This window comes from Pseudomonas cerasi (genome assembly GCF_027983475.1).
Lineage (GTDB): Bacteria > Pseudomonadota > Gammaproteobacteria > Pseudomonadales > Pseudomonadaceae > Aquipseudomonas > Aquipseudomonas cerasi.
Map to the genome: position 1 here is coordinate 587,917 of NZ_JAQJVM010000003.1, position 20,755 is coordinate 608,671.

Below are 20,755 nucleotides of genomic sequence, written 5' to 3' on the forward strand. Positions count from 1 at the left end.
GGCGGTGGAGATGGACTTTATATTTCGAGATGCAGTTGAAACCGATGTCGATGATTTGCTGCTTCTGGAGAACCAGTGTTTTGACGGCGACCGTCTGACCGAGCGCAGCTTTCACTGGATGATTCGCCGCGCCAATGCCAGCCTGATCGTCGCCGAGCAGGCCGGACAGCTCACCGGCTATGCGCTGGTGCTGTTTCATCGGGGCACCTCGCTGGGGCGTTTGTATTCGCTGGCGATTGCCGATGCGGCGCGGGGCAAGGGGCTGGGCAAGCAGTTGTTGCAACGTGCCGAGCAGAAGGCCGTGGGCCGCGACTGCGCTTACCTGCGCCTTGAGGTGCGCCCTGATAACCACGCGGCTATCGGGCTGTACGAACGCAATGGTTACCGGCGTTTCGCTCAGGTCGACGACTATTACCAGGACCATGCCCCGGCCTTGCGCTACGAGAAACGTATCGTTGAGCACGCCCGGCTGGACAGTCGCTCAGTGCCTTACTACCAGCAGACTCTGGAGTTCACCTGCGGCCCGGCCTGTCTGTTGATGGCCATGAAAGCCCTGCAACCTGCGCGTTCGATGGGGCGTGCCGAAGAGCTGCAGATCTGGCGCGAGGCGACCACCGTGTTTATGACCTCCGGCCACGGCGGCTGCAGTCCTCAGGGGCTGGCGCTGGCTGCTCGGCGACGGGGCTTTGCCGTGAAGTTGCTGGTGTCGGTCTCGGGCCCGCTGTTTCTGGGCGGCGTGCGCAGCGACAACAAGAAACAGGTGATTCGCCTGGTTCATGAGCAGTTCTGTCATGAGCTGCGAACCTGCGGTGTAGAGACGCTGCCCAACCGCTCATTGAACCTGCCGCGCTTACTGGCCGAGGGCGGCAAGCCGCTGGTGCTGATCAGCAGTTACCGCCTGACCCGTTCCAAGGCACCGCACTGGGTGATGGTCACCGATTGCGACAGCGATTTCGTCTACCTGCACGATCCCGATATTGATCACAGCCTGCATCGGCAAGCCATTGACTGCCAACATATGCCGGTAAGCCATGCCGACTTCAATCGCATGAGTTGTTTCGGTGCCGATAAACTTCGGGCGGCAGTGATTGTGTTTGCCGCGCCTGTGGATGATGATGCGGGCGCTTCAGCAGACCGGCCACAGGATTCCCCATCGTGATTAAGTTCGTGCTCAAGGCTTTTTGCGTACTGGCCATCGCTGCAAGCCTGTCGGCCTGCATCAGCGCGCCGATCCCGCTGACCGCGAAAACCGCCGCGCAGCTGCAGCAACAGCCACCGGTGCGCTTTCTGCTGACCTTCGACGATGGCCCGAGCGCCTCGACGTTCTACAACCCCAGCATCACCGTGCTCGATAGCCTGGCCGACAATCCGCTGCAGCCGGGCATCAAGGCGGTGTTCTTCGTGCAGACCGGCGCAACCGGTGCGGGTAACAGTGATCAGGGCCGGGCGATCATGCGCCGTCAGCATGAAGAAGGGCACCTGCTGGGCTTTCACACCGCCACGCCGCACCACACCAACCACCGTTCACTGAGCGATGAGGAACTGGAGCAATCCCTGACCCAGGGCTGCGCGATCATCGCCTCTATCACCGGTGTGCCGACCACCTTGCTGCGTCCGCCGTTCTGGAACTACGACAAACGCACGTTCAGCGCCTATCAGCGCCACCATCTGCAGGTACTGCTCACTGACCTGAGTGCCAATGACGGCAAGATCTGGGGCTATAACTTCAGCCTGCGCCGCCGTTCCAACATGGTCAGCCAGCTCTCGCAGGTGCGCGAACGCATTGCCGCCGGAGAGCTGCCTGCGGTGGATGGCGTGATTCCGGTGGTGGTGACCTTCCACGACCTGAACCGCTACACCGCGCGGCATGCGCGGGAGTACCTGCAGATTCTGGTCGACAGTGCCGGGCAGACTGGCGTAAGGCTCGCCGACAAGCCGTTCTACGACGACAGTGCGCAGTTGCAGCGCGCAGCACTGGCCAGGACGGTCAAGGAGGCGGGCGAGCCTGTCAGCTTGCCCGGTGTGTGGAACTGGATCTGGGACCACAACGCGCACTGACCAGGCGTCAGACCAGGGTGTTCTTGCGCACATGACCGCCCTGGACAATCATTGCCAAGTGTTTGCCCTGACCGACCAGGCAACTGATATCGCTCAGCGGGTCGCCATCCACCACCAGCAGATCGGCGATCGCGCCGGCGGCGATACAGCCCAGTTCGCCTTCGCGCTGAAGGATCTGCGCTGCCACGCTTGTGGCACTGCGCAGCGCTGCCAGATTACCCAGCAGTTCGGCGCGAATCTTCAATTCATGAGTCTGGTACTCATGCATTTCCCCCAGCAAATCCGAGCCATAGCCCATCGGTACACCCGCTTCGGCGAACAGCAGCAGGGCATTGCGCCCGGCCTGACGCACATCCTCGATTTTGGCGACCGAGTCAGCCGGCAGCCCGAAGCGTTCGCCGTATTCAGCGAGCATTTCGTAAGTGACCTGGGTGGGCACCGCAAATGCGCCTCTTTCGGCCATCAGCCGCGCGGTGTCGGCATCGACCAGGTTGCCATGTTCGATGGTTCTGACACCGCACTCGATGGCACGGCGAATCGCCCGAGCGGTGTAGGCATGCGCCATGACGTAGGTGTTCGCGGCGGCGGCCTCGTCGACGATGGCGCGGATTTCAGCTTCGCTGTATTGGGTGTTGGCAATCGGGTCGGTTGGCGAGGACACTCCGCCCGAGGCCATGATCTTGATCTGGTTGGCGCCTTGCTGCAGCTCCTCGCGTACCGCCAGGCGCACGTTGTCGACGCCATCCACCACGCGGGCGATGGCCCCGGCGCGGAAGCAACAGGAGCAGGGCTCGTTGAGCAGCAATTCGCCGCGTGCGCGCATGTCGCCATGGCCGCCGGTCTGCGACAGTGCCTTGCCCGATGCGAAGATGCGCGGGCCGGGAATCAGCCCCATCTGAATCGAACGGGCCAGTGCCCAGTCAGCGCCCCCGGCATCGCGCACGGTGGTAAAACCACGGTCGAGCATCGCCGCCAGAATCGGCAAGGCGCGGTACATGATGATTGCGTTGGGTTGCAAGGCGTTCATGCCCAGATTGGCGTTGGAAGCCAGCACGTGCACATGGCAGTCGATCAGGCCGGGCATCAGTGTTCTGCCACCCAGATCGATGACCTGAGCGCCAGCCGGGGCCGGTTCACCCTCGGCACGTACTTCGACAATGCGCTCACCCTCGATCACGACCTCCTGGCCCGAAATCAATTGCCCGCGTTGCACGTCCAGCAGGCGGCCGTTGCGCAGGATCAGGCGTGTGGGTTCAGTGGTACTCATTGGTAAGCTCCAGACAAGGGGGGGTGAGCCGCGGGCGCACGGTCGCGATAAAGCAGTGCGCCAATACCGCTGACGATGGCGGCGAACATGATGTAAAAGGCCGGTGCCAGGTTGCTGCCGGTCGAGGCAATCAGCCAGGTGATGGTAAAGGTGGCAAACCCGCCGAAGATCGTGACGGCGAAGTTGTAGGCCACCGAAAGCCCAGTGGACAGCACGTGGGTTGGCAGCAATTCACCGAAGGCTGCGAGGATCGAGCCGATGTAAGCGGAAATCAGCAGGCCGAGCACCAGCTCGAAGATCAACAGTGAAAACAGCCCCGGCATCTGGTTGATGAACAGAAACATCGGGTAGGCGCTGAGGAAGATGGCAATGGCCGAGCCCAGCAGCCACGGGCGATGCCCGCTGCGGTCGGCCAGAGCGCCGACAATCGGTGTGGCGACGATCAGTACCGCGCCGCCCAGCATGCCGGCGCTGAAGCCCATCCATGACGGCAGGCCGAGCACGCGCTGGGCGTAGGAGGGGATGTAAAACAGGATGGCATAGGTGCAGACGGTCCACAGCACGACCAGCGAAAAGCTGATCAGGGTCTGTCGCGGGTAGGTCTTGATCACTTCGCGCAGCGGCGATTCGACCGGTTTTGCAGCCTTGTAGGCAGGTGTCTCGTCAACCCGGCTGCGAATATAGAAGCCGACCGGCCCGATCAGCGTGCCGATCAGAAACGGCACCCGCCAGCCCCAGCTTTCGAGCTGTGCCTGGGTAAGGTAACTGGACAGCACCGCGCCCAGCGCGGAACCCAGCAGTACCGCGACGCCGATGCTGGCCTGAATCCAGCTGGAGTAGAAGGCTTTTTTGCCCTCAGGCGCATGCTCGGTGAGAAACGCCGTGGCGCTGCCCATCTCGCCACCGGCAGAGAAGCCTTGCAGCAGACGCGCCAGGACAATCAGCAGGGGTGCCAGATAGCCGATCTGCGCAAAGCCGGGTGTCAGTCCGATGATCAGTGTCCCCAGCGCCATCAGCAGGATGGTCAGCGACAATGCCGCCTTGCGCCCGCGCTTGTCGCTGTAGATGCCCAGCACAATGCCACCCACCGGACGCATGAAGAAGCCGACCCCGAAGGTCGCCAGCGCCAGCAGATAAGAGGTCAGTTCGCTGCCGGTGGGGAAGAACACCTTGGCGATGATCACCGAGAAGAAGCTGTAGACCGTGAAGTCAAACCATTCAAGGCCATTGCCGATGACCGTGGCAACCACCGCGCGGCGTGCCTTTTGTTCATGGGGGCGTGAAGCAGAGGATTGTGATGTGCTCACTGGATAGGCTCCTGCATGCGATACACGCAGGGAAACCCCCTGCATCGGTTGCATTGATTGAGGGGCAGGGTGTGTGTGAGTGCGGCCGAGTCAGGTCTTTTTGCCCGTTTCAGTCGAGAGTAGGCGCTGGGCCGATTTTAACAAAACGCTTATTACGCAGATTTGCATGCGCCAAACGCATGCAGGATTCAGAGCGGTGGAGCCAGTGTGGCTATTTCGTCTGCCAGCCATTTCTCGAAGGCACGCGCGGCACGCCGAGGCGTCTTGTCGTTGGGTGTCAGCAGATAATAGCCGCCTACCGCGCCGACGCTTTTGCGGCACGCGGGCACCAGCGCGCCGGACTGTAGGTGGCGGTCGATCATCGGCTGCCAGCCGAGCACGATGCCATGCCCGGCGACCGCCAGATCGACCAGCACCGGATACAGGTTCACGGTCATGCGCTTGCGGATCAGCGAGGCATCGACACCCTGGCGGCCGAACCAGTCACCCCAGGACAGCCATTGACGCTGGCCGTCTTCGAGCATCAGCAGGCAATGATCCAGCAGTTGCGCGGGCTCCAGCAGGCGCCCGCCGAGGTAGTCGGGCGAGCAATAGGCGTTGACCGATTCGGCGAACAGCAGACGGCTGTCGAGACCTGCCGGTGAGACTTCACGCAGAAAATACAGCGCCAGATCGAATTCGGCGCGAATCAGCGAATCCAGCCCATCGACCACGCGCAGTCGGATATCCACGGCCGGAAAGGCATCGCGATAACGTCCCAGCAAAGGCCCCAGCCACAAGGCCGCCACGCCACTGGAGCAGGCCAGGGTCAGTTGCTGATCACCGCTGTGAGTGATCACCTGTGCGGTGGCCTCGGCGCACAGGGTCAGTACGCGCTGGATCTGCTCGGCGTAAATCTGCCCGGCGACTGTTAGATGAATGCGCTTGTGCTCGCGACGAAACAGCGCGCGGCCGAGAAATTCCTCCAGTTGCGCGACCTGACGGCTGATCGCGCTCTGAGTCAGGTTCAGTTCGGTGGCGGCACGCGTGAAGCTGCCATGCCGGACGGCAGCTTCGAAAGCGATCAGGTTCTGCAGCGGCGGAAGGGGCTCGATACGCACAGTGGCTCCTGTTGCGGGCAGGTTTTACAAAGGGTCGGGAAACGGCGTCGCCAGCAGCCAGTCCCTGAACACACATAGCGAGGGCAGGTTCTGAAAGCGCGTGGCGTAGGCCAGATAGTAATTGCGTCCGCTGTCCAGAGGCTCGAACAGGGTGACCAGTTCGCCGCTGTGGATTTCGTCCTGCACCAGAATGCGCGGCACCAGTGCGATACCAATGCCGGCCGCGACGGCCTGGATCAGGTGCGAGGTCAGTTCGAAACTCGGGCCGGGGCGCATGATGTGGTGGTCCAGCCGATTACTGTCGAACCAGTCCGACCAGGCATTGGGCCGCGACACGACGCTCAGCAACGCATGCTGGGCCACCTGCGCCGGAGTCATCGACTGGTAGCCGGCAAGGGCTGCCGGGCTGGCAATGACCACCAGTTTTTCACTGACCAGCGGATGAGCGAGGTAACCGGGCCAGTTGCCGTTGCCGGCACAGATGATCGCGTTCATTTCGCTGGCCGCGGGCGTCAGGTCGGCATGCACGATGCGTGAATGGATGTGCACCACATAGCCCGGATGCCGGGTGTAAAAGTCATTCATGCGTGGCAACAGCCACTTCGAGCCGAAGGTGGGCAGCACGGCCAGATGCAGTGTGCCGCCTTCGGCCTTGTGCGCGATGGTTTGCAGGGTCGCACTGCGGATGCGGCCCAGCGCGGCAGCCAGCTCATGCTGATACAGCGCGCCTGCGGTGGTCAGCTCGATGCGTCTGCCATCGCGCTTGAACAACTCGACTTCCAGTTGTGCCTCCAGCGCCTGCACCTGCCGGCTGACGGCGCTCTGGGTCAGGGCCAGTTCATCTGCGGCCTTGGTGAAGCTGCCATGCCGGGCGGCCGCCTCGAAGGCAAGCAGCAGCGACATGGAGGGCGTCAGTCTTCGGGTGTTCATTCATAAAGCTCATGGAAAAACGGCAGGTTTTACGTTTGCACTGAAGCATGACAGGCCGGAGAATCACGCTAACCGTTGATAACGCCATGCATTCGAGCGTTTCGAAGCATACGTGCTTTGCATATAAAACGCCTAGCGAGGAACACCACCCATGATTGCGCTGTTGAAACCGACTTCCGAGCAGGTCGGTCACTATGACCGTTTCCTCAATGCCCTGGCGGAGGGCGGCTTTCGTGGCGAAATAGCCCGTGACCACGGTGCGCGCACAGTGCTGGCCACTGACAACTCCATCTACCAGCGCCTGCCGCAGGCTGCCGTGTTCCCGATGGACAGCCATGACGTCGCAATCGTCGCCCGGCTGGCGGCGCGGCCCGAGCACAAACAGGTGGTGTTGACCCCGCGTGGCGGCGGCACCGGGACCAACGGGCAGTCGCTGACCGACGGCGTGGTGGTCGACCTGTCGCGGCACATGAACGCTATTCTTGAGATCAACGTCGAGGAACGTTGGGTGCGCGTGCAGACCGGTGTGGTCAAGGACCAGCTCAATGCCGCGCTCAAGCCGCACGGGCTGTTTTTCGCGCCGGAACTGTCGACTTCCAACCGCGCCACGATTGGCGGCATGATCAACACCGATGCCAGCGGGCAGGGCAGTTGCACCTACGGCAAGACCCGTGACCACGTCCTTGAGCTGTCCACGGTGTTGCTGGGCGGTTCGTACGTCAACAGCCATGCGCTGAATGTCGAACAACTGGCCAGCGAGCAGGCACGCGTCGACCGCGCGGGCGACGTTTATCGTTGCGCGCAGCAGATCGCCGATACGCAGGCACAACTGATCAAGGATGTCTTTCCGCCGCTTAACCGCTGCCTGACCGGCTACGATCTGGCGCACTTGCGCGAGGAAGACGGGCGTTTCAACCTCAACAGCGTACTTTGCGGTTCCGAAGGTTCACTGGGGTTTATCGTCGAGGCCCGACTCAACGTCCTGCCGATCCCCAAACATTCGATTCTGGTCAATGTTCGCTATGCCGGTTTCATGGACGCCCTGCGGGACGCCAAGGCGCTGATGGCGCACAAACCGCTGTCCATCGAGACCGTGGACTCCAAGGTGCTGATGCTGGCCATGCAGGATATCGTCTGGCATGGCGTCGCCGAGTATTTCCCCCAGGACCCTGCGACGCCGACGCTGGGCATCAACCTGATCGAATTCAGCGGCGATGAGTTGAGTGAGGTGGAACAGCGCGTTCATGCGTTCGTTGCGCACTTGCAGACTGACACATCGGTGGTGCGCCTCGGCCACACGTTGGCGGCTGGCAGTGCAGCGGTGAACCGCGTCTACACCATGCGCAAGCGCTCGGTGGGGCTGCTCGGCAACGTCAAGGGTGAAGCGAGGCCGCAGCCGTTCGTCGAAGACACTGCCGTGCCTCCGGAAAATCTCGCCGACTACATTCAGGAGTTCCGTGCGCTGCTGGACAGCTACGGGCTGCAATACGGCATGTTTGGCCATGTGGATGCCGGCGTGCTCCACGTGCGACCGATTCTAGACATGAAGGACCCCGCGCAGGCGGCGTTGATTCGGCCAATCTCCGACGCCGTCGCCGCGCTGACTAAACGCTATGGCGGGCTGCTCTGGGGCGAGCATGGCAAGGGCTTGCGTTCGCAATACGTGCCTGAATATTTCGGCGAGTTATATCCCGCATTGCAGGCCCTCAAAGCCGCCTGCGACCCGTTCAACCAGCTCAACCCCGGCAAGATCGCCACGCCTGCGACGGTGCCGGAATCACGCTTGACGCTGGTGGATGAAGTGACGTTGCGTGGTGACCTGGATCGCACGATCGATGAACGCGTCTGGCAAAGCTACGACAGCGCGCTGCACTGCAATGGCAACGGCGCCTGTTACAACTATGACACCGACGATGCCATGTGCCCGTCGTGGAAAGCCACCCGTGACCGTATTCACTCACCCAAGGGCCGCGCTTCGCTGGTCAGGGAATGGCTGCGTCTGCAAGGCGAGCAGGACGTCAATGTCCTCACCGCCAGCGCCAGGGCGCGCAGTGCCAATGTGCTGAAAAGTCTTGCCGAGAGAACCGTCAACAGCGTCGCCAGAGTTGCGGGGCAGAAGGATTTCTCCCATGAAGTCTACGACGCCATGGCCGGTTGCCTGGCCTGCAAGTCCTGCGCGGGACAGTGCCCGGTGAAGGTCAACGTGCCCGAGTTCCGTTCGCGCTTTCTCGAGCTGTACCACAGCCGCTACCTGCGCCCGATCAAGGATTACCTGATTGGCTCGCTGGAGTTCAGCATCCCGCACCTGGCGCGCTTTCCGAAGCTGTATAACGCGATCATGGGCGCAAGGCTGGTGCGTTACCTGCTTGAGCATGTGGCAGGCATGGTCGACAGCCCGTTATTGAGCCTGACCGACTTCCGCGCGGCCTGCGCTCGCTGGAATGTCGGCATCGCTACGCCGCAGCGCCTGGCCGCGTTGAGCGAGGAGGAGCGCAAGCGCACGGTGGTGCTGGTTCAGGATGCATTCACCCGATACTTCGAAACCCCGTTGGCGGCAGACTGGCTGGAGCTGATTTCGCGTCTCGGTTATCAGGTCTACCTCGCACCGTTTGCGCCCAATGGCAAGCCGCTGCAGGTGCAGGGTTTTCTGCAGGCGTTCGAGAAGGCTGCCGGTTTCAACAGCCAGTCGCTGGGCAAGCTGGCCGGGTACGGCATCCCGCTGATCGGTCTGGACCCGGCCATGACCCTGGTTTACCGCCAGGAGTACAGCAAGACGCTGGGCAGCGAGAATGTACCCGAGGTCATGCTGCCGCAGGAATGGCTGGCGTCCACGGTCGAGGAAGGTCGTGATGGGGCATCGGAAGAGACGTACTACTTCCTGCCGCATTGCACTGAAAAGACCAACGAGCCCGCCAGTGTCGGCCTCTGGCAGAAAGCCTTCGCCCGTGCCGGGCTCAAGCTGGAAGTGCTGGCCAGCGGCTGCTGCGGCATGTCCGGCACCTATGGGCATGAAACCCGAAACGCGAAAACCAGCGACATCATCTATCGTCAGTCCTGGCAGCCACTGGTGGCGCGGCATGGCGGTGAAGGTCGACTGGTCGCCGATGGCTACTCATGCCGCAGCCAGGTCAAGCGCCAGGATGGAAAAGTGGTGCAGCATCCACTACAGGTACTGCTGGAACGGGTGAGGGCACTATAGAGAGGACGCAGAGCGTCCAGAACGGCATGCCCGCGCGGAGCATGGGCACGATAGTTACAGGACTATCGTTCCTCACGCTCCTGCGTGGGAATGCCTTGCGTGATGCTGCGCGTCACAGATCTGTGCCGCGCCGTTCGGCCAGAACTTAGACCAGGTACTTGTTGAACCATCCCAATGTGCGGTCCCAGGCCAGTTTGGCCGCGGCTTCGTCGTAACGTGGGGTGGAGTCGTTGTGGAAACCATGATTGGCGCCCGGATAAATGTACGTTTCGTACGTCTTGCCCGCAGCTTTCAAGGCTTTTTCATAGGCCGGCCAGCCTTCGTTGATGCGGGTATCCAGTTCGCCGTAGTGAATCATCACCGGCGCCTTGATCTTCACCACGTCTTCGGCATTGGGCTGACGCCCGTAGAACGACACCGCAGCGCCCAGCTCCGGGTACGCAACCGCCGCGGCATTGGCCACACCGCCGCCGTAGCAGAAACCGGTGATGCCGACCTTGCCGGTGGTCGCGTCATGCTTCATCAGCCACTCGATGGCGGCAAAGAAGTCGTTCATGAGCTTTTCCGGGTTGACCGTCTGCTGCAGCTCACGGCCCTTGTCATCGTTGCCCGGATAGCCGCCGACCGACGACAGCCCGTCAGGTGCCAACGCAATGAAACCGGCTTTGGCAACGCGGCGCGCCACGTCTTCGATGTAAGGGTTCAAGCCGCGATTCTCGTGTGCCACAACCACTGCGGGTACTTTTCCGGCGGCTTTGGCCGGATGTACCAGATAGCCGCGAACCTGACCATGCCCCTTGGGCGAAGGATAGGAGACATACTCGGCAATGATGTCCGGGTCGGTGAATTCCACCTGTTCGGCCAGCGCATAGTTGGGGCTCAGCGAGGCAAGCAGCGCACTGGCGGTCAGGCCGCCAAAGGTGAACAGCGCTGCACGATCGAGAAACTCGCGCCGATTGATCCTGCCGTGTGCGTAGTAGTCATAAAGCTCAAGCAGTTCAGGAGCAAAGTCTTTTGCGGTGAGACGTTCCATCGGTAAGCTTCCTTCCGAATCATTCAGGGCTGCCTGCATCTTGGCGGGCTGATGAGCAATACGTGATCAACACAAGGTCCGCTCCCGATAGTATTTCCGGAGCATCAGGATCGCTACCGTAAAGCGACGAAAAACCGCCATACGCCGCCCGGAGTGCAAGCTCACTGCATATTGCCGGACGCTGCCGACGGCCAGCTGACTATGAAAAAGTCAGGCACGGGATTGCACTACACGGTCTCAATGATGTCCATTTGAGTCCTTCCGGCATTCACGGGGTTCGGGCGCTGCAGACAAATATATTATCCAGTCGCTGTATAAAGCGGCGTCGGTTCAGGCCGACAATACATCATGATCTCGCCCCTACGCTGATGGTCATATTCCACCTGCATTTCGAGATAACGTGATGATGAGCCTTCCGACGGAAGACCGCACCCAGCTGTTCAAGGACACGGCTATCCAGTTCTGGAAACACATCACCCCGATCGTTTATGTCGCTCTGGGCATTCACTGTGTGTGGCTGACAGTGTTCCTGGGGTTGGGCATGAAGATCATGTGGATGGCGAACATCGTCAGCACACTGGTTTACGTCAACTGCATCTACTTGATCCGCAGGCGTCGGCATCGACAAGCCGGACAACTGATGTGCCTGGAGATCATCGGCCATGCCGTGCTCGCGACGTGGCAGCTGGGCTGGGAAAGCAACTTCAGTTTCTACATATTCTGCGTGATTCCCGTCATTGCCTTCACGTTTCAACTGAACGTCATCAGACGCATTGCCTACAGCGTGGCGATTCTGCTGTCGCTGGTGGGCTGCTTTGCCTTTCGCCGATACACGGGGCAGGGATCCGGTCTCAGCCAGAACGTGCTCGATGCGTTCGGTATCGTCAACGTACTCTCTGCGACCACTCTGTCGATTTACGCCACTGCACTGTCGGTACGTTTCACCTCGTCGATGCAACTGAGCCTGTTTCATATCGCCAACCGCGACAGCCTGACCAATCTTTATACGCGCAGACGAGTGCTGCATCGCATACGCGAGCTGGAAGGCCGACGGCAGGGGCTGTCGGCTTCGTTGATCCTGCTCGACATCGATCATTTCAAACAGATCAATGATATCCACGGGCATGAAACCGGCGATGTGGTTCTGCAACGGGTCGCCGAGATCATCGGTTCGAGCGTGCGCAGCAGTGATATGGCAGCGCGCTGGGGCGGCGAGGAATTTTTGGTGCTCATGCCTGACACTACGCCCGAAGACGCACTGCGCGCGGCAGAACGTATCTGGCGGCGTATCGCCGAAGAGGCCGGTCTGATCAACGAGCGCATTATCGCCGTCAGCGCCACAGTCGCTGTGGCGACCATCGCCACGGGCGAGGCGTTTCAGTTGGCCCTCAATCGCGCCGACACGTCGCTGTACATGGGCAAACAGCAGGGCCGAAACCGGGTAATGATCGCCGGATGAGGTGCTGGCTCACGTCAGGCGCTACCAGCGTGTAGACTTTCGCGCTTTGAACCGGGGAGCACAGCGTCGTGCTTTCTCATCGGCAGTGTATCGATCAAGGCATGCTTATGGATTTGCGTCAGCTCGAAGCCTTCGCGGCAGTCATGTCGGCAGGCAGTGTCACGGCGGCAGGGAAAATGCTCGGCCGATCTCAGCCCTCGGTCACCCGGGCCATTCAGGAGCTCGAGCAGGAACTGGGCTTTGCGTTGTTCGAGCGCAGCGGGCCAAAGGTCACGCCTACCCACAAGGCATTCATGATGTATGGCGAAGTGGAGAGTGCGCTGCTGGGGGTGCGCAACATCCGCCAGCGCGCGCAGCACATTGCCCAGGACGAGAACCATCAGATCAAGCTGGTGGCGATCTCGGCCCTGGCGGCTGGCCTGCTGCCTGCTGCATTGTCGCGCCTGCCCGCGCACCTGCGTCCGCAACAGATTCAGCTGCAGAGCATGTCTCCGGAGAACGTGGTTCAGGCTGTCCTGTCGAAAACCATGGACCTGGGCGCGGTCAGCCTGCCGCTGGAGCATCGTGGTCTGGAAATTCACTGGATCGGCGAGGCGCCTTGTGTGGCGGTATTGCCAGCCGATTCGGCGCTGGCCGCTCATGAGGTGCTGTCGATGGACCTGCTGCGTCAGCAAACGCTGATCACCATGGCCAACCCGTATCGCTTTCGTCGACGCATCGACAAGGCGTTTCAGGAGGCGGGTGGTCAGCCGCCGCGCATGCTGGACACCAATACGTCGCTGATTGCCATGCAGATGGCCAGGGTCGGGCTGGGCGTTGCACTGGTCGATCCGTTCACAGCGCTGGGGGTGCCGGTACAAGGCCTGGTCGTCAGACCGATCGCCTGCAACATTCCGTTTTTCTTCGGGCTGATTTCAGCCTTCGCCAGCCCGCTGTCGGATGTGGCGAGCGCGCTGATCGATGAAATTGCCGACAGCGCAAAAATCCTGCTGCCGGAAATGATCATGCACGAAGCCAGCGCGCACGATGCCCTGTTACAAAGCATTTATGCCGAGTGAGCGGGCCATGCAGACGGCATTAAAGCCCGCTTGCTGATAACGCCTGTCGTCGCACAAGACTGAAAGCCGGACGCAGCGCGTCCATGAATAGCCTCCGTAACGCCTTGTTTCTCGGCACGCAAAGCTCGCTCAAATTCCATTTGGGAATATAAATATGCTTTTTTGCGCGTTGCGAGAATAAAAATCGGCTTTTACTATTCGAATTAAGCATTCAAAGGCTTTAAGAATTCATTTAAAACAATATTGGAATGATTCTTGAAGTGCTTTGAATCAAGGCTCGAGCTTGTAGCCCGATCATTTTTTCGAGTACCGATCAATGTCCGATGTGAACGCACCCACTGGCCTGGCCGCTCTGGAAGCTCGCTTGCAGCAGGATCTGGCCTGGCTGGATCTGCCCGCCAAGCCATGGGTCAAGCCCAGGATCAGCGCAGGGCAGGCCGTGCTCGACGTAGCGATCATCGGTGGAGGCATGGCCGGTCTTGCGCTGTCCGCAGAGCTGCGCAACCTCGGCGTAGCGGCGGTCATTTTCGATCAGTCACCAGCAGGTTTCGAAGGCCCCTGGGCCACCACCGCACGGATGGAGACCCTGCGCTCGCCAAAGCAGTTGACCGGGCCGGCGCTGGGCTTGCCAGCGCTGACATTTCGCGCCTGGTACGAAGCGCAATTCGGCGTCGACGGCTGGGCGTTGCTGGACAAGATTCCACGTCTGCAATGGGCCGAGTACCTGCGCTGGTATCGCAAGGTGCTGGCCCTGGACGTACGCAATGAGCACCGCATAAGCCGGGTAGCGCCCAGAACGGACGGTCTGATTGAGCTGGATGTCGTCACGCCGGTGCAGACGCAATTCCTGCTGGCCCGCCATGTGGTGCTCGCCACGGGTCGGGACGGTCTGGGTGGTCCTTGGGTGCCGGATTTTGCCCGGCAGTTGCCGCAGCACTTGTGGACACACTCGGCGGCGGGTTTGCAGGACAGCTGGTTCGCCGGCAGACGCGTTGCGGTCATCGGCGGTGGCGCCTCGGCGATGGACAGCGCTGCCACGGCGCTGGAGGCTGGCGCAACGCGGGTCGATCTGCTGATCCGGCGTGCCGAGCTGCCGCGCATCAACAAAGGCAAGGGCGTCGGCAATCCCGGCATGGTCCATGGCTACTGGCGCCTGCCCGACGTCTGGAAATGGCGCATTCGCCACTACCTCAATACCCAGCAGGTCCCACCGCCGCGCGGCAGTACCCTCAGAGTGTCCGCTTCCGGCAAGGCGCGGTTCATGCTCGACAGTCCGGTGCTTTCCGTCGAGGAGAGCGCTGCTGGAGGCGTCTGGCTGAATACGCCGAAGGCCCGTATCGAAGCAGATTTCGTGGTGTTTGCCACCGGGTTTCGCACCGACTTCCGGCAGCGCCCGGAATTTGCGCCATTCTCTGCGCAGATCCGCGTCTGGCAGGATCGCTTCCAGGCACCGAGCGGCGAAACCGATGCCGAACTGGCTGCGCTGCCGGATCTGGGCAACTGCTTCGAATTTCAGGAGAAGACCCCAGGCGCCTGCCCGGGGCTGAACCACATTCACTGCTTCAGTTATCCAGCAGCATTGAGCTACGGCGCGGTGTCCGGTGACATTCCTGCTATCAGCGAGGGCTCCAAACGTCTGGCCCATGCCCTGGTCGGGCAGTTGTTCAACGAGGACATCGCCCTGCATTTCGACACCATGCTCGATTACGCCGAGCCAGAGCTGCTGGGCGATGAGTGGGTCGCCAGCCAGCCAGGCGCTGCAGAGCTGCGCCAATGATCGGCTGGGCGCTGCGTCGGCTGACTCAATCATTGCTGGTCATCCTGTTGATGACGCTGGTGGTGTTCGTCGGCCTCAATGCCATCGGCAACCCGATGGACATTCTGGTGGGTGAAGACCTCAATCAGGCCGAGCGTCTGCAGGCCATCGCGCATTTGGGGCTGGACCAGCCGCTGTGGCAGCAGTACCTGATTTTTCTTAAGGGTGCGGTTCACGGCAATCTGGGGCAAAGCTTCGTGTATCACGAGGACGCCATGCGCCTGATTCTGCAGCGTTTGCCTGCAACCTTCGAACTGGCGTTCAGTGCCCTGTTTCTGGCAGTGGTCATCGGTGTGCCGCTGGGAATGTTTGCCGGCATGTACCCCGAGCATCCGCTGTCCCGGCTGATGATGGCCGCCAGCATTGTCGGCTTCTCGCTACCAGCCTTCTGGGTCGCATTGATGATGATCATGCTCTTCTCCATCACCTTGGGCTGGCTACCGGCCAGCGGCCGGGGCGAGACCCGTGAGTGGCTGGGCGTGCAATGGTCATGGCTGACGTTGGACGGCTTGCAGCACCTGCTGTTGCCAGCGCTGAACCTGGCGTTGTTCAAGATTTCCCTGGTGCTGCGCCTGACCCGAGCCGGTGTGCGCGAAGTGTTGCCTCAGGAATTTGTCAAATTCGCCCGCGCCAAGGGCCTGTCACCGATGCGCGTGATGTGCATGCACGTCATGCGCAACACCATGATTCCGGTGGTGACGGTGCTGGCAATGGAACTGGGCTCGACCATCGCCTATGCCGTGGTGACTGAAAGCATTTTCGCCTGGCCGGGTGCCGGCAAGCTGATTCTCGACAGCATCAACATGCTTGACCGCCCGGTGGTGGTCGCTTACCTGATGGTGGTCGTGGTGATTTTCGTGGTGCTCAACCTGATCGTCGACGGCTTGTATTACTTGCTGGACCCACGTGTACGCATCGAGGCCTCCCGATGAATGTCATTGAAAAAGCCCCGATCGGCAGCACGCTGTTGCAGGCCCAGTCACCCTGGCGACGAGTGCTGACCGAGTTCTTCAGCTCGCCCACTGCGGTGACGGGCCTGGTGGTCCTGCTGCTCATTGTGCTGGTTGCAGCCCTGGCGCCGTGGATTGTGGTGCAGAACCCCTACGACCTGATGCAGCTCAACGTCATGGACGCGCGCATGCCGCCTGGCAGCCTCAATGGGGACAGCGGTTACATCTATTGGCTGGGTACCGACGGGCAGGGCCGCGATCTGGTCTCGGCGATTATCTATGGCCTGCGCATCAGTCTGTGGGTAGGCATTGGCTCGGCGTTGATTGCGGCAGTGATCGGTACGCTGCTCGGGCTGGTGTCTGCGTATGTCGGCGGTTGGCTCGATGCTTTGCTGATGCGTCTGGTCGACCTGCTGCTGTCGTTCCCGGTGATTCTCATGGCGCTGATGATTCTTGCCTGGCTGGGCAAGGGCGTCGGCAACGTGATGCTGACTCTGATAATGCTTGAATGGGCCTATTACGCGCGCACCGCACGCGGTCAGGCGCTGACCGAAAGCCGCCGTGAATACGTCGATGCGGCGCGCGGGCAGGGCGTGGGGCCGCTGCGTATTGTGGTTGGCCACATTTTGCCCAATTGCCTGCCACCGCTGATCGTGATCGGCGCCTTGCAGATCGCCCGCGCCATCACGCTCGAAGCAACCCTGTCGTTTCTCGGCCTGGGCGTACCGGTCACCGAGCCGTCTCTGGGGCTGCTGATTGCCAACGGCTTTCAATACATGCTCAGCAATGAATACTGGATCAGCCTGTTTCCGGGCCTGGCGCTGTTGATCACTATCGTTGCGATCAATCTGGTCGGTGACCGTTTGCGCGATGTCCTGAACCCGAGGTTACAGCGATGAGCGTGTCTGAAATGTCGCCTGCACCTGACGCAGCCCAACAGCCGACCCTGGATGTGCGCGACCTGTGCACTTCGTTTCATACCCGCGCCGGTGTGCTGCCAGCGGTGCGCAACGTTTCGCTGCGGGTACAGCCGGGACGCATTCTGGGCCTGGTGGGTGAGTCCGGTTCGGGCAAGTCGGTCACCGGCTTTTCGATCCTCGGTCTTGTCGATGAACCTGGGCGCATCAGCGGCGGCCAGGTGCTGTTCAAGGGGCGCGATCTGACCAGACTGTCTGCCTCGCAACTGCGTGACATTCAGGGCAACCGGGTAGCGATGATCTTTCAGGACCCGATGATGACCCTCAATCCGGTGCTGCGGGTCGACACGCAAATGATCGAGGCCGTACGTGCGCACAGCCCGCTGAGCAAGCGCGAGGCCCGCGAACATGCCAGCCGCACGCTGGCGCTGATGGGCATCGCCAGCCCGGAAGAACGTCTGCGCGCCTATCCGCATCAGTTGTCTGGCGGTATGCGCCAGCGGGTGGCGATTGCCATCGCGCTGCTGCATGCGCCGGACCTGATCATTGCCGATGAGCCGACCACGGCGCTGGATGTGACGATTCAGGCGCAGATTCTCAGTGAAGTGCAGAAGCTGGTGCGCGAGCAGGGCACCTCGCTGATCTGGATCACCCATGATCTTTCCGTGATCGCGGGGCTGGCTGACGATGTGGCGGTGATGTACGCCGGACGCATCGTCGAGCAGGGTTCGGTCGCCGATGTACTGGATCGCCCGCAACACCCCTACACACAAGGGCTGATCGACAGCCTGCCAAGTCGCAACCAGCGCGGTCAGCGCCTGCGGCAGATCCCGGGCATGGCACCCGACCTGCTGTCGATGCCGGTCGGTTGTGCTTTCGCGGCGCGTTGCCCCAGAGCCTCGCAGGTCTGTGCGCAGGAGCCTCAACCCCACGAGGCACGACCGGGCCAGATGGTTCGCTGTTTTCACCCAGGAGCGGCCGATGCCCAGTGATCAGATTCCCCTTATCGAGCTGCATCAGGTCAGCAAGACCTTCGGCAAAGCCGTGGATAAGCGCTCCCTTCAGGGGCTCCTGCAACGGCTGCACCTTACCCGTGCAAAACCGCTGACCCATGCGGTGGATCGTGTCGATCTGCGCATCATGCGCGGTGAAGTGGTCGGGCTGGTGGGCGAGTCAGGCTGTGGCAAATCGACCCTGGGGCGCATGGTTGCCGGGCTGCTGCCGGTCTCTTCAGGCACCACGTCGGTGGACGGCAGGCCGCTGGACAGCCTGACCACACGTGAGCGCAAGGCGCTGCGCCTGAAAGTGCAGATGATTTTTCAGGACCCGTCTTCGAGCCTCAACCCGCGTCTGCGGGTCGACCGGATCGTTGGCGAAGGTGCGCTGTTGCACGGCTTGACCGACCGCAGGGGCGCAGATGATTACGTCAGTGCGCAATTGCAGCGTGCCGGGCTCAGCCCGCAATTGCGTCAGCGCTATCCGCATCAGTTCAGCGGTGGCCAGCGTCAGCGCATCGGGATTGCCCGTGCGCTGGCGGTGCAACCGGAACTGCTGGTGTGCGACGAGTCGGTGGCGGCGCTGGACGTGTCGATTCAGGCGCAGATCCTCAATCTGTTCATGGACCTGCGCGACGAACTGGGCCTGACCTATCTGTTTATCAGCCATGACCTGGGCGTCGTCGAGCACCTCTGCGACCGCGTCGTCGTGATGTACCTGGGTCGTGTGGTCGAGACAGCATCGGTCGATGACCTGTTCGCGCGGGCCAATCACCCGTACACCCAGGCTTTGCTGGCGCAGATCCCGCGCTTCGATATTCGCAGTACCCGTTATGACGCGATCCAAGGGGAAATCCCCAGCCCGCTTAACCCGCCTGCCGGGTGTCATTTCCACCCTCGCTGCCCGCACGCCATGGCGCGCTGTCGCGAGGAAGTTCCAGCGCTGCGGGAGGTTTCGCCGAATCACCAGAGCGCCTGTCACCTGAATGACCAACGCTGAACGGGCACCTCAAACCCGTCACCTTCTGCCATTGCGTACAAGGAATCACCCATGAAACCACTCGTTCGTTCGTTGTTAGCGTCGGCCCTGCTGCTGGCCGCCGGCAGTGTCACGGCACAGGACTTGCGCATCGGCTATGCCGACCCGGTCTCGTCCCTCGATCCACAGCTCAATAACTATGCCGGAGACCGTTCGGTAGCGTTGCATGCCTTCGAATCGCTGGTCAGCCGCCGTGATGACAAGACCCTGCCAGGCCTGGCCAAGAGCTGGAAGGTCGTGGACGACACCACCTGGGAGTTCGCCCTGCGTGATGGCGTCAAATGGCAGGATGGCACGCCGCTGACCGCCGATGATCTGGTCTTCTCCTTCGAGCGCGCGCGAAACGTACCCGGCAGCGTGGCCTCTTACGCAGGGGCCATGCGTACCGTGGAATCGGTCAAGGCCAAGGACGATCACACACTGATCATCAAGACCCGTTCGCCCAACGCCAATCTGCTGCCGGACGTCGATTCGATCTATATCGTCAGTCGCCACGCCGGTGCGGCAGCCAGCAGCGCCGATTACAACTCGGGCAAGGCGATGATTGGCACCGGACCTTACCGGTTTGTCTCGTTCGTGCCGGGTGATCGCACGATATTCGCTCGCAATGACAGTTACTGGGGTGGCAAACCGACCTGGGACAAGGTTGATTTCCGTTTCATCGCCAACGCCGCCAACCGTACTGCAGCCTTGCTGGCGGGCGATGTCGACGTGATCGACAAGGTATCGCCTACTGATGTGGAGCGCCTGCGCAAAACGCCGAACGTCAATGTCTTCGCCTATCAGGGGCTGCGTGCGCTGATCGTTCAGCCGAGTTTCCGCGCCGGCCCGAACGAGTTCATTCGCGACAACGCGGGCAAGCCGCTGGCCGAAAACCCGCTGCTGGATGTGCGGGTGCGCAAGGCGCTGTCCCTGGCCATCAACCGCCCGGCCATCAACGAACGCATCATGCAGGGCACCGTCACCGAAGCCAATCAATGGATGCCGGCCAATACGTTCGGTTACAACCCGCAGATCAAGAATATTCCCTATGACGTCAAGCAGGCCAAGGATCTGCTGGCGCAGGCAGGCTTTCCCGAAGGCTTCCAACTGACTGTGCATGTGCCAGGTGACCGTTATCCGCAGGCACCGGAGGTCATGCAGGCGGTGGCGCAGTTCTGGACACGGATCGGCGTCAAGGTTCAGCTGGAGGTATTGCCGTGGGCGGTGTACGCGGGCAAGGCCAACAAGAATGAACTGGCGATCAGCGTGATTGCCTGGGGCAATGGCACCGGCGAGGCGGCGTATGCCCTGACCAATATTCTGACCACGGTCGACAGCAGCAAAGGGCAGGGCGCTTCCAACTGGGGGCATTACAGCAATCCGCTGGTGGACAAGGCCCTGGCTGATTCGACCGCTGAGTTCGACGAGGCCAAGCGCCGCAAGATTCTCCAGGACTCGGTGCAGATTGTCAGTGACGACGTCGGCATCATCCCGCTGTTCCATTACCAGAACATCTGGGCAGCGCGCAAAGGCCTCAAGGTCGAGCCGCTGGTCAGCGACCGCACTGCAGCGACCATGGTCACCGAGCAGCCTTGATTCTCTTTCATGAACGCGCCGCTTTTGCCAGCGGCTGCGCGAATGCAAC

16 protein-coding genes are annotated in these 20,755 nt (G+C 61.4%); 11 read left to right on the plus strand and 5 right to left on the minus strand.

Going from position 1 to position 20,755, the window contains the following annotated elements; translation table 11 throughout:
- Positions 1–10: 10 nt before the first annotated feature.
- Both PI739_RS18810 and PI739_RS18815 read left to right on the plus strand, forming a co-directional pair.
- Positions 11–1,159 carry a GNAT family N-acetyltransferase/peptidase C39 family protein gene (locus PI739_RS18810; protein WP_003434063.1) on the plus strand — a complete coding sequence of 383 codons (1,149 nt, stop codon included), beginning with the start codon at positions 11–13 and terminating at the stop codon, positions 1,157–1,159.
- Complete coding sequence (locus PI739_RS18815) at positions 1,156–2,058, plus strand: polysaccharide deacetylase family protein (RefSeq protein ID WP_003434061.1); 903 nt, start codon at positions 1,156–1,158, stop codon at positions 2,056–2,058. Before PI739_RS18810 ends, PI739_RS18815 begins: the two co-directional genes overlap by 4 nt.
- A gap of 7 nt (positions 2,059–2,065) precedes the next feature.
- Here the strand turns inward: PI739_RS18815 and PI739_RS18820 are convergent, their stop codons facing one another.
- The 4 genes from PI739_RS18820 to PI739_RS18835 all read right to left on the minus strand — a co-directional run bounded on the left by PI739_RS18820 (position 2,066) and on the right by PI739_RS18835 (position 6,662).
- Positions 2,066–3,325 (minus strand): metal-dependent hydrolase family protein, encoded by a 1,260-nt coding sequence (locus PI739_RS18820; protein WP_003434059.1) that lies wholly within the window; start codon positions 3,323–3,325, stop codon positions 2,066–2,068.
- Positions 3,322–4,632 (minus strand): MFS transporter, encoded by a 1,311-nt coding sequence (locus PI739_RS18825; protein WP_054081451.1) that lies wholly within the window; start codon positions 4,630–4,632, stop codon positions 3,322–3,324. Before PI739_RS18825 ends, PI739_RS18820 begins: the two co-directional genes overlap by 4 nt.
- Before the next feature lie 188 nt (positions 4,633–4,820).
- Positions 4,821–5,732: a LysR substrate-binding domain-containing protein gene (locus PI739_RS18830; RefSeq protein ID WP_054081450.1), complete on the minus strand. Its 912-nt coding sequence runs from the start codon at positions 5,730–5,732 to the stop codon at positions 4,821–4,823.
- 24 nt (positions 5,733–5,756) lie between these two features.
- On the minus strand, positions 5,757–6,662 hold the full coding sequence (locus PI739_RS18835) for a LysR substrate-binding domain-containing protein (protein ID WP_080377368.1): 906 nt from the start codon (positions 6,660–6,662) through the stop codon (positions 5,757–5,759).
- A gap of 151 nt (positions 6,663–6,813) precedes the next feature.
- Between PI739_RS18835 and ydiJ the strand changes: the two genes are divergently transcribed.
- Positions 6,814–9,861: a D-2-hydroxyglutarate dehydrogenase YdiJ gene (ydiJ, locus tag PI739_RS18840; RefSeq protein WP_054081448.1), complete on the plus strand. Its 3,048-nt coding sequence runs from the start codon at positions 6,814–6,816 to the stop codon at positions 9,859–9,861.
- 145 nt (positions 9,862–10,006) lie between these two features.
- Here ydiJ and yghX read toward each other — a convergent pair whose 3' ends face one another.
- Positions 10,007–10,894 (minus strand): YghX family hydrolase, encoded by an 888-nt coding sequence (gene yghX / locus PI739_RS18845; RefSeq protein ID WP_054081447.1) that lies wholly within the window; start codon positions 10,892–10,894, stop codon positions 10,007–10,009.
- Positions 10,895–11,297: 403 nt separating this feature from the next.
- Here yghX and PI739_RS18850 point away from each other — a divergent pair, with 403 nt between their 5' ends.
- The 8 genes from PI739_RS18850 to PI739_RS18885 all read left to right on the plus strand — a co-directional run bounded on the left by PI739_RS18850 (position 11,298) and on the right by PI739_RS18885 (position 20,706).
- Positions 11,298–12,353, plus strand: a complete 1,056-nt coding sequence (locus tag PI739_RS18850) for a GGDEF domain-containing protein (protein ID WP_054081446.1) — start codon at positions 11,298–11,300, stop codon at positions 12,351–12,353.
- A gap of 107 nt (positions 12,354–12,460) precedes the next feature.
- The gene (locus PI739_RS18855; protein WP_271352095.1) at positions 12,461–13,411 is read left to right on the plus strand and encodes a LysR family transcriptional regulator; all 951 of its coding nucleotides are present in this window, start codon (positions 12,461–12,463) and stop codon (positions 13,409–13,411) included.
- Positions 13,412–13,727: 316 nt separating this feature from the next.
- Entirely contained in the window at positions 13,728–15,188 is a 1,461-nt protein-coding gene (locus PI739_RS18860; RefSeq protein WP_058396949.1) for an NAD(P)-binding domain-containing protein, read from the plus strand.
- Positions 15,185–16,159 carry an ABC transporter permease gene (locus PI739_RS18865; RefSeq protein WP_003369562.1) on the plus strand — a complete coding sequence of 325 codons (975 nt, stop codon included), beginning with the start codon at positions 15,185–15,187 and terminating at the stop codon, positions 16,157–16,159. Before PI739_RS18860 ends, PI739_RS18865 begins: the two co-directional genes overlap by 4 nt.
- Positions 16,156–17,076, plus strand: a complete 921-nt coding sequence (locus PI739_RS18870) for an ABC transporter permease (RefSeq protein WP_058417146.1) — start codon at positions 16,156–16,158, stop codon at positions 17,074–17,076. The genes PI739_RS18865 and PI739_RS18870 overlap by 4 nt, the downstream gene beginning before the upstream one ends.
- Positions 17,073–18,086 carry an ABC transporter ATP-binding protein gene (locus PI739_RS18875; protein WP_054081441.1) on the plus strand — a complete coding sequence of 338 codons (1,014 nt, stop codon included), beginning with the start codon at positions 17,073–17,075 and terminating at the stop codon, positions 18,084–18,086. The genes PI739_RS18870 and PI739_RS18875 overlap by 4 nt, the downstream gene beginning before the upstream one ends.
- Positions 18,076–19,089, plus strand: coding sequence for an ABC transporter ATP-binding protein (locus tag PI739_RS18880; protein ID WP_271352096.1), 1,014 nt, complete (start codon positions 18,076–18,078; stop codon positions 19,087–19,089). The genes PI739_RS18875 and PI739_RS18880 overlap by 11 nt, the downstream gene beginning before the upstream one ends.
- Before the next feature lie 51 nt (positions 19,090–19,140).
- Positions 19,141–20,706, plus strand: a complete 1,566-nt coding sequence (locus PI739_RS18885; protein WP_271352097.1) for an ABC transporter substrate-binding protein — start codon at positions 19,141–19,143, stop codon at positions 20,704–20,706.
- Positions 20,707–20,755: the final 49 nt, after the last annotated feature.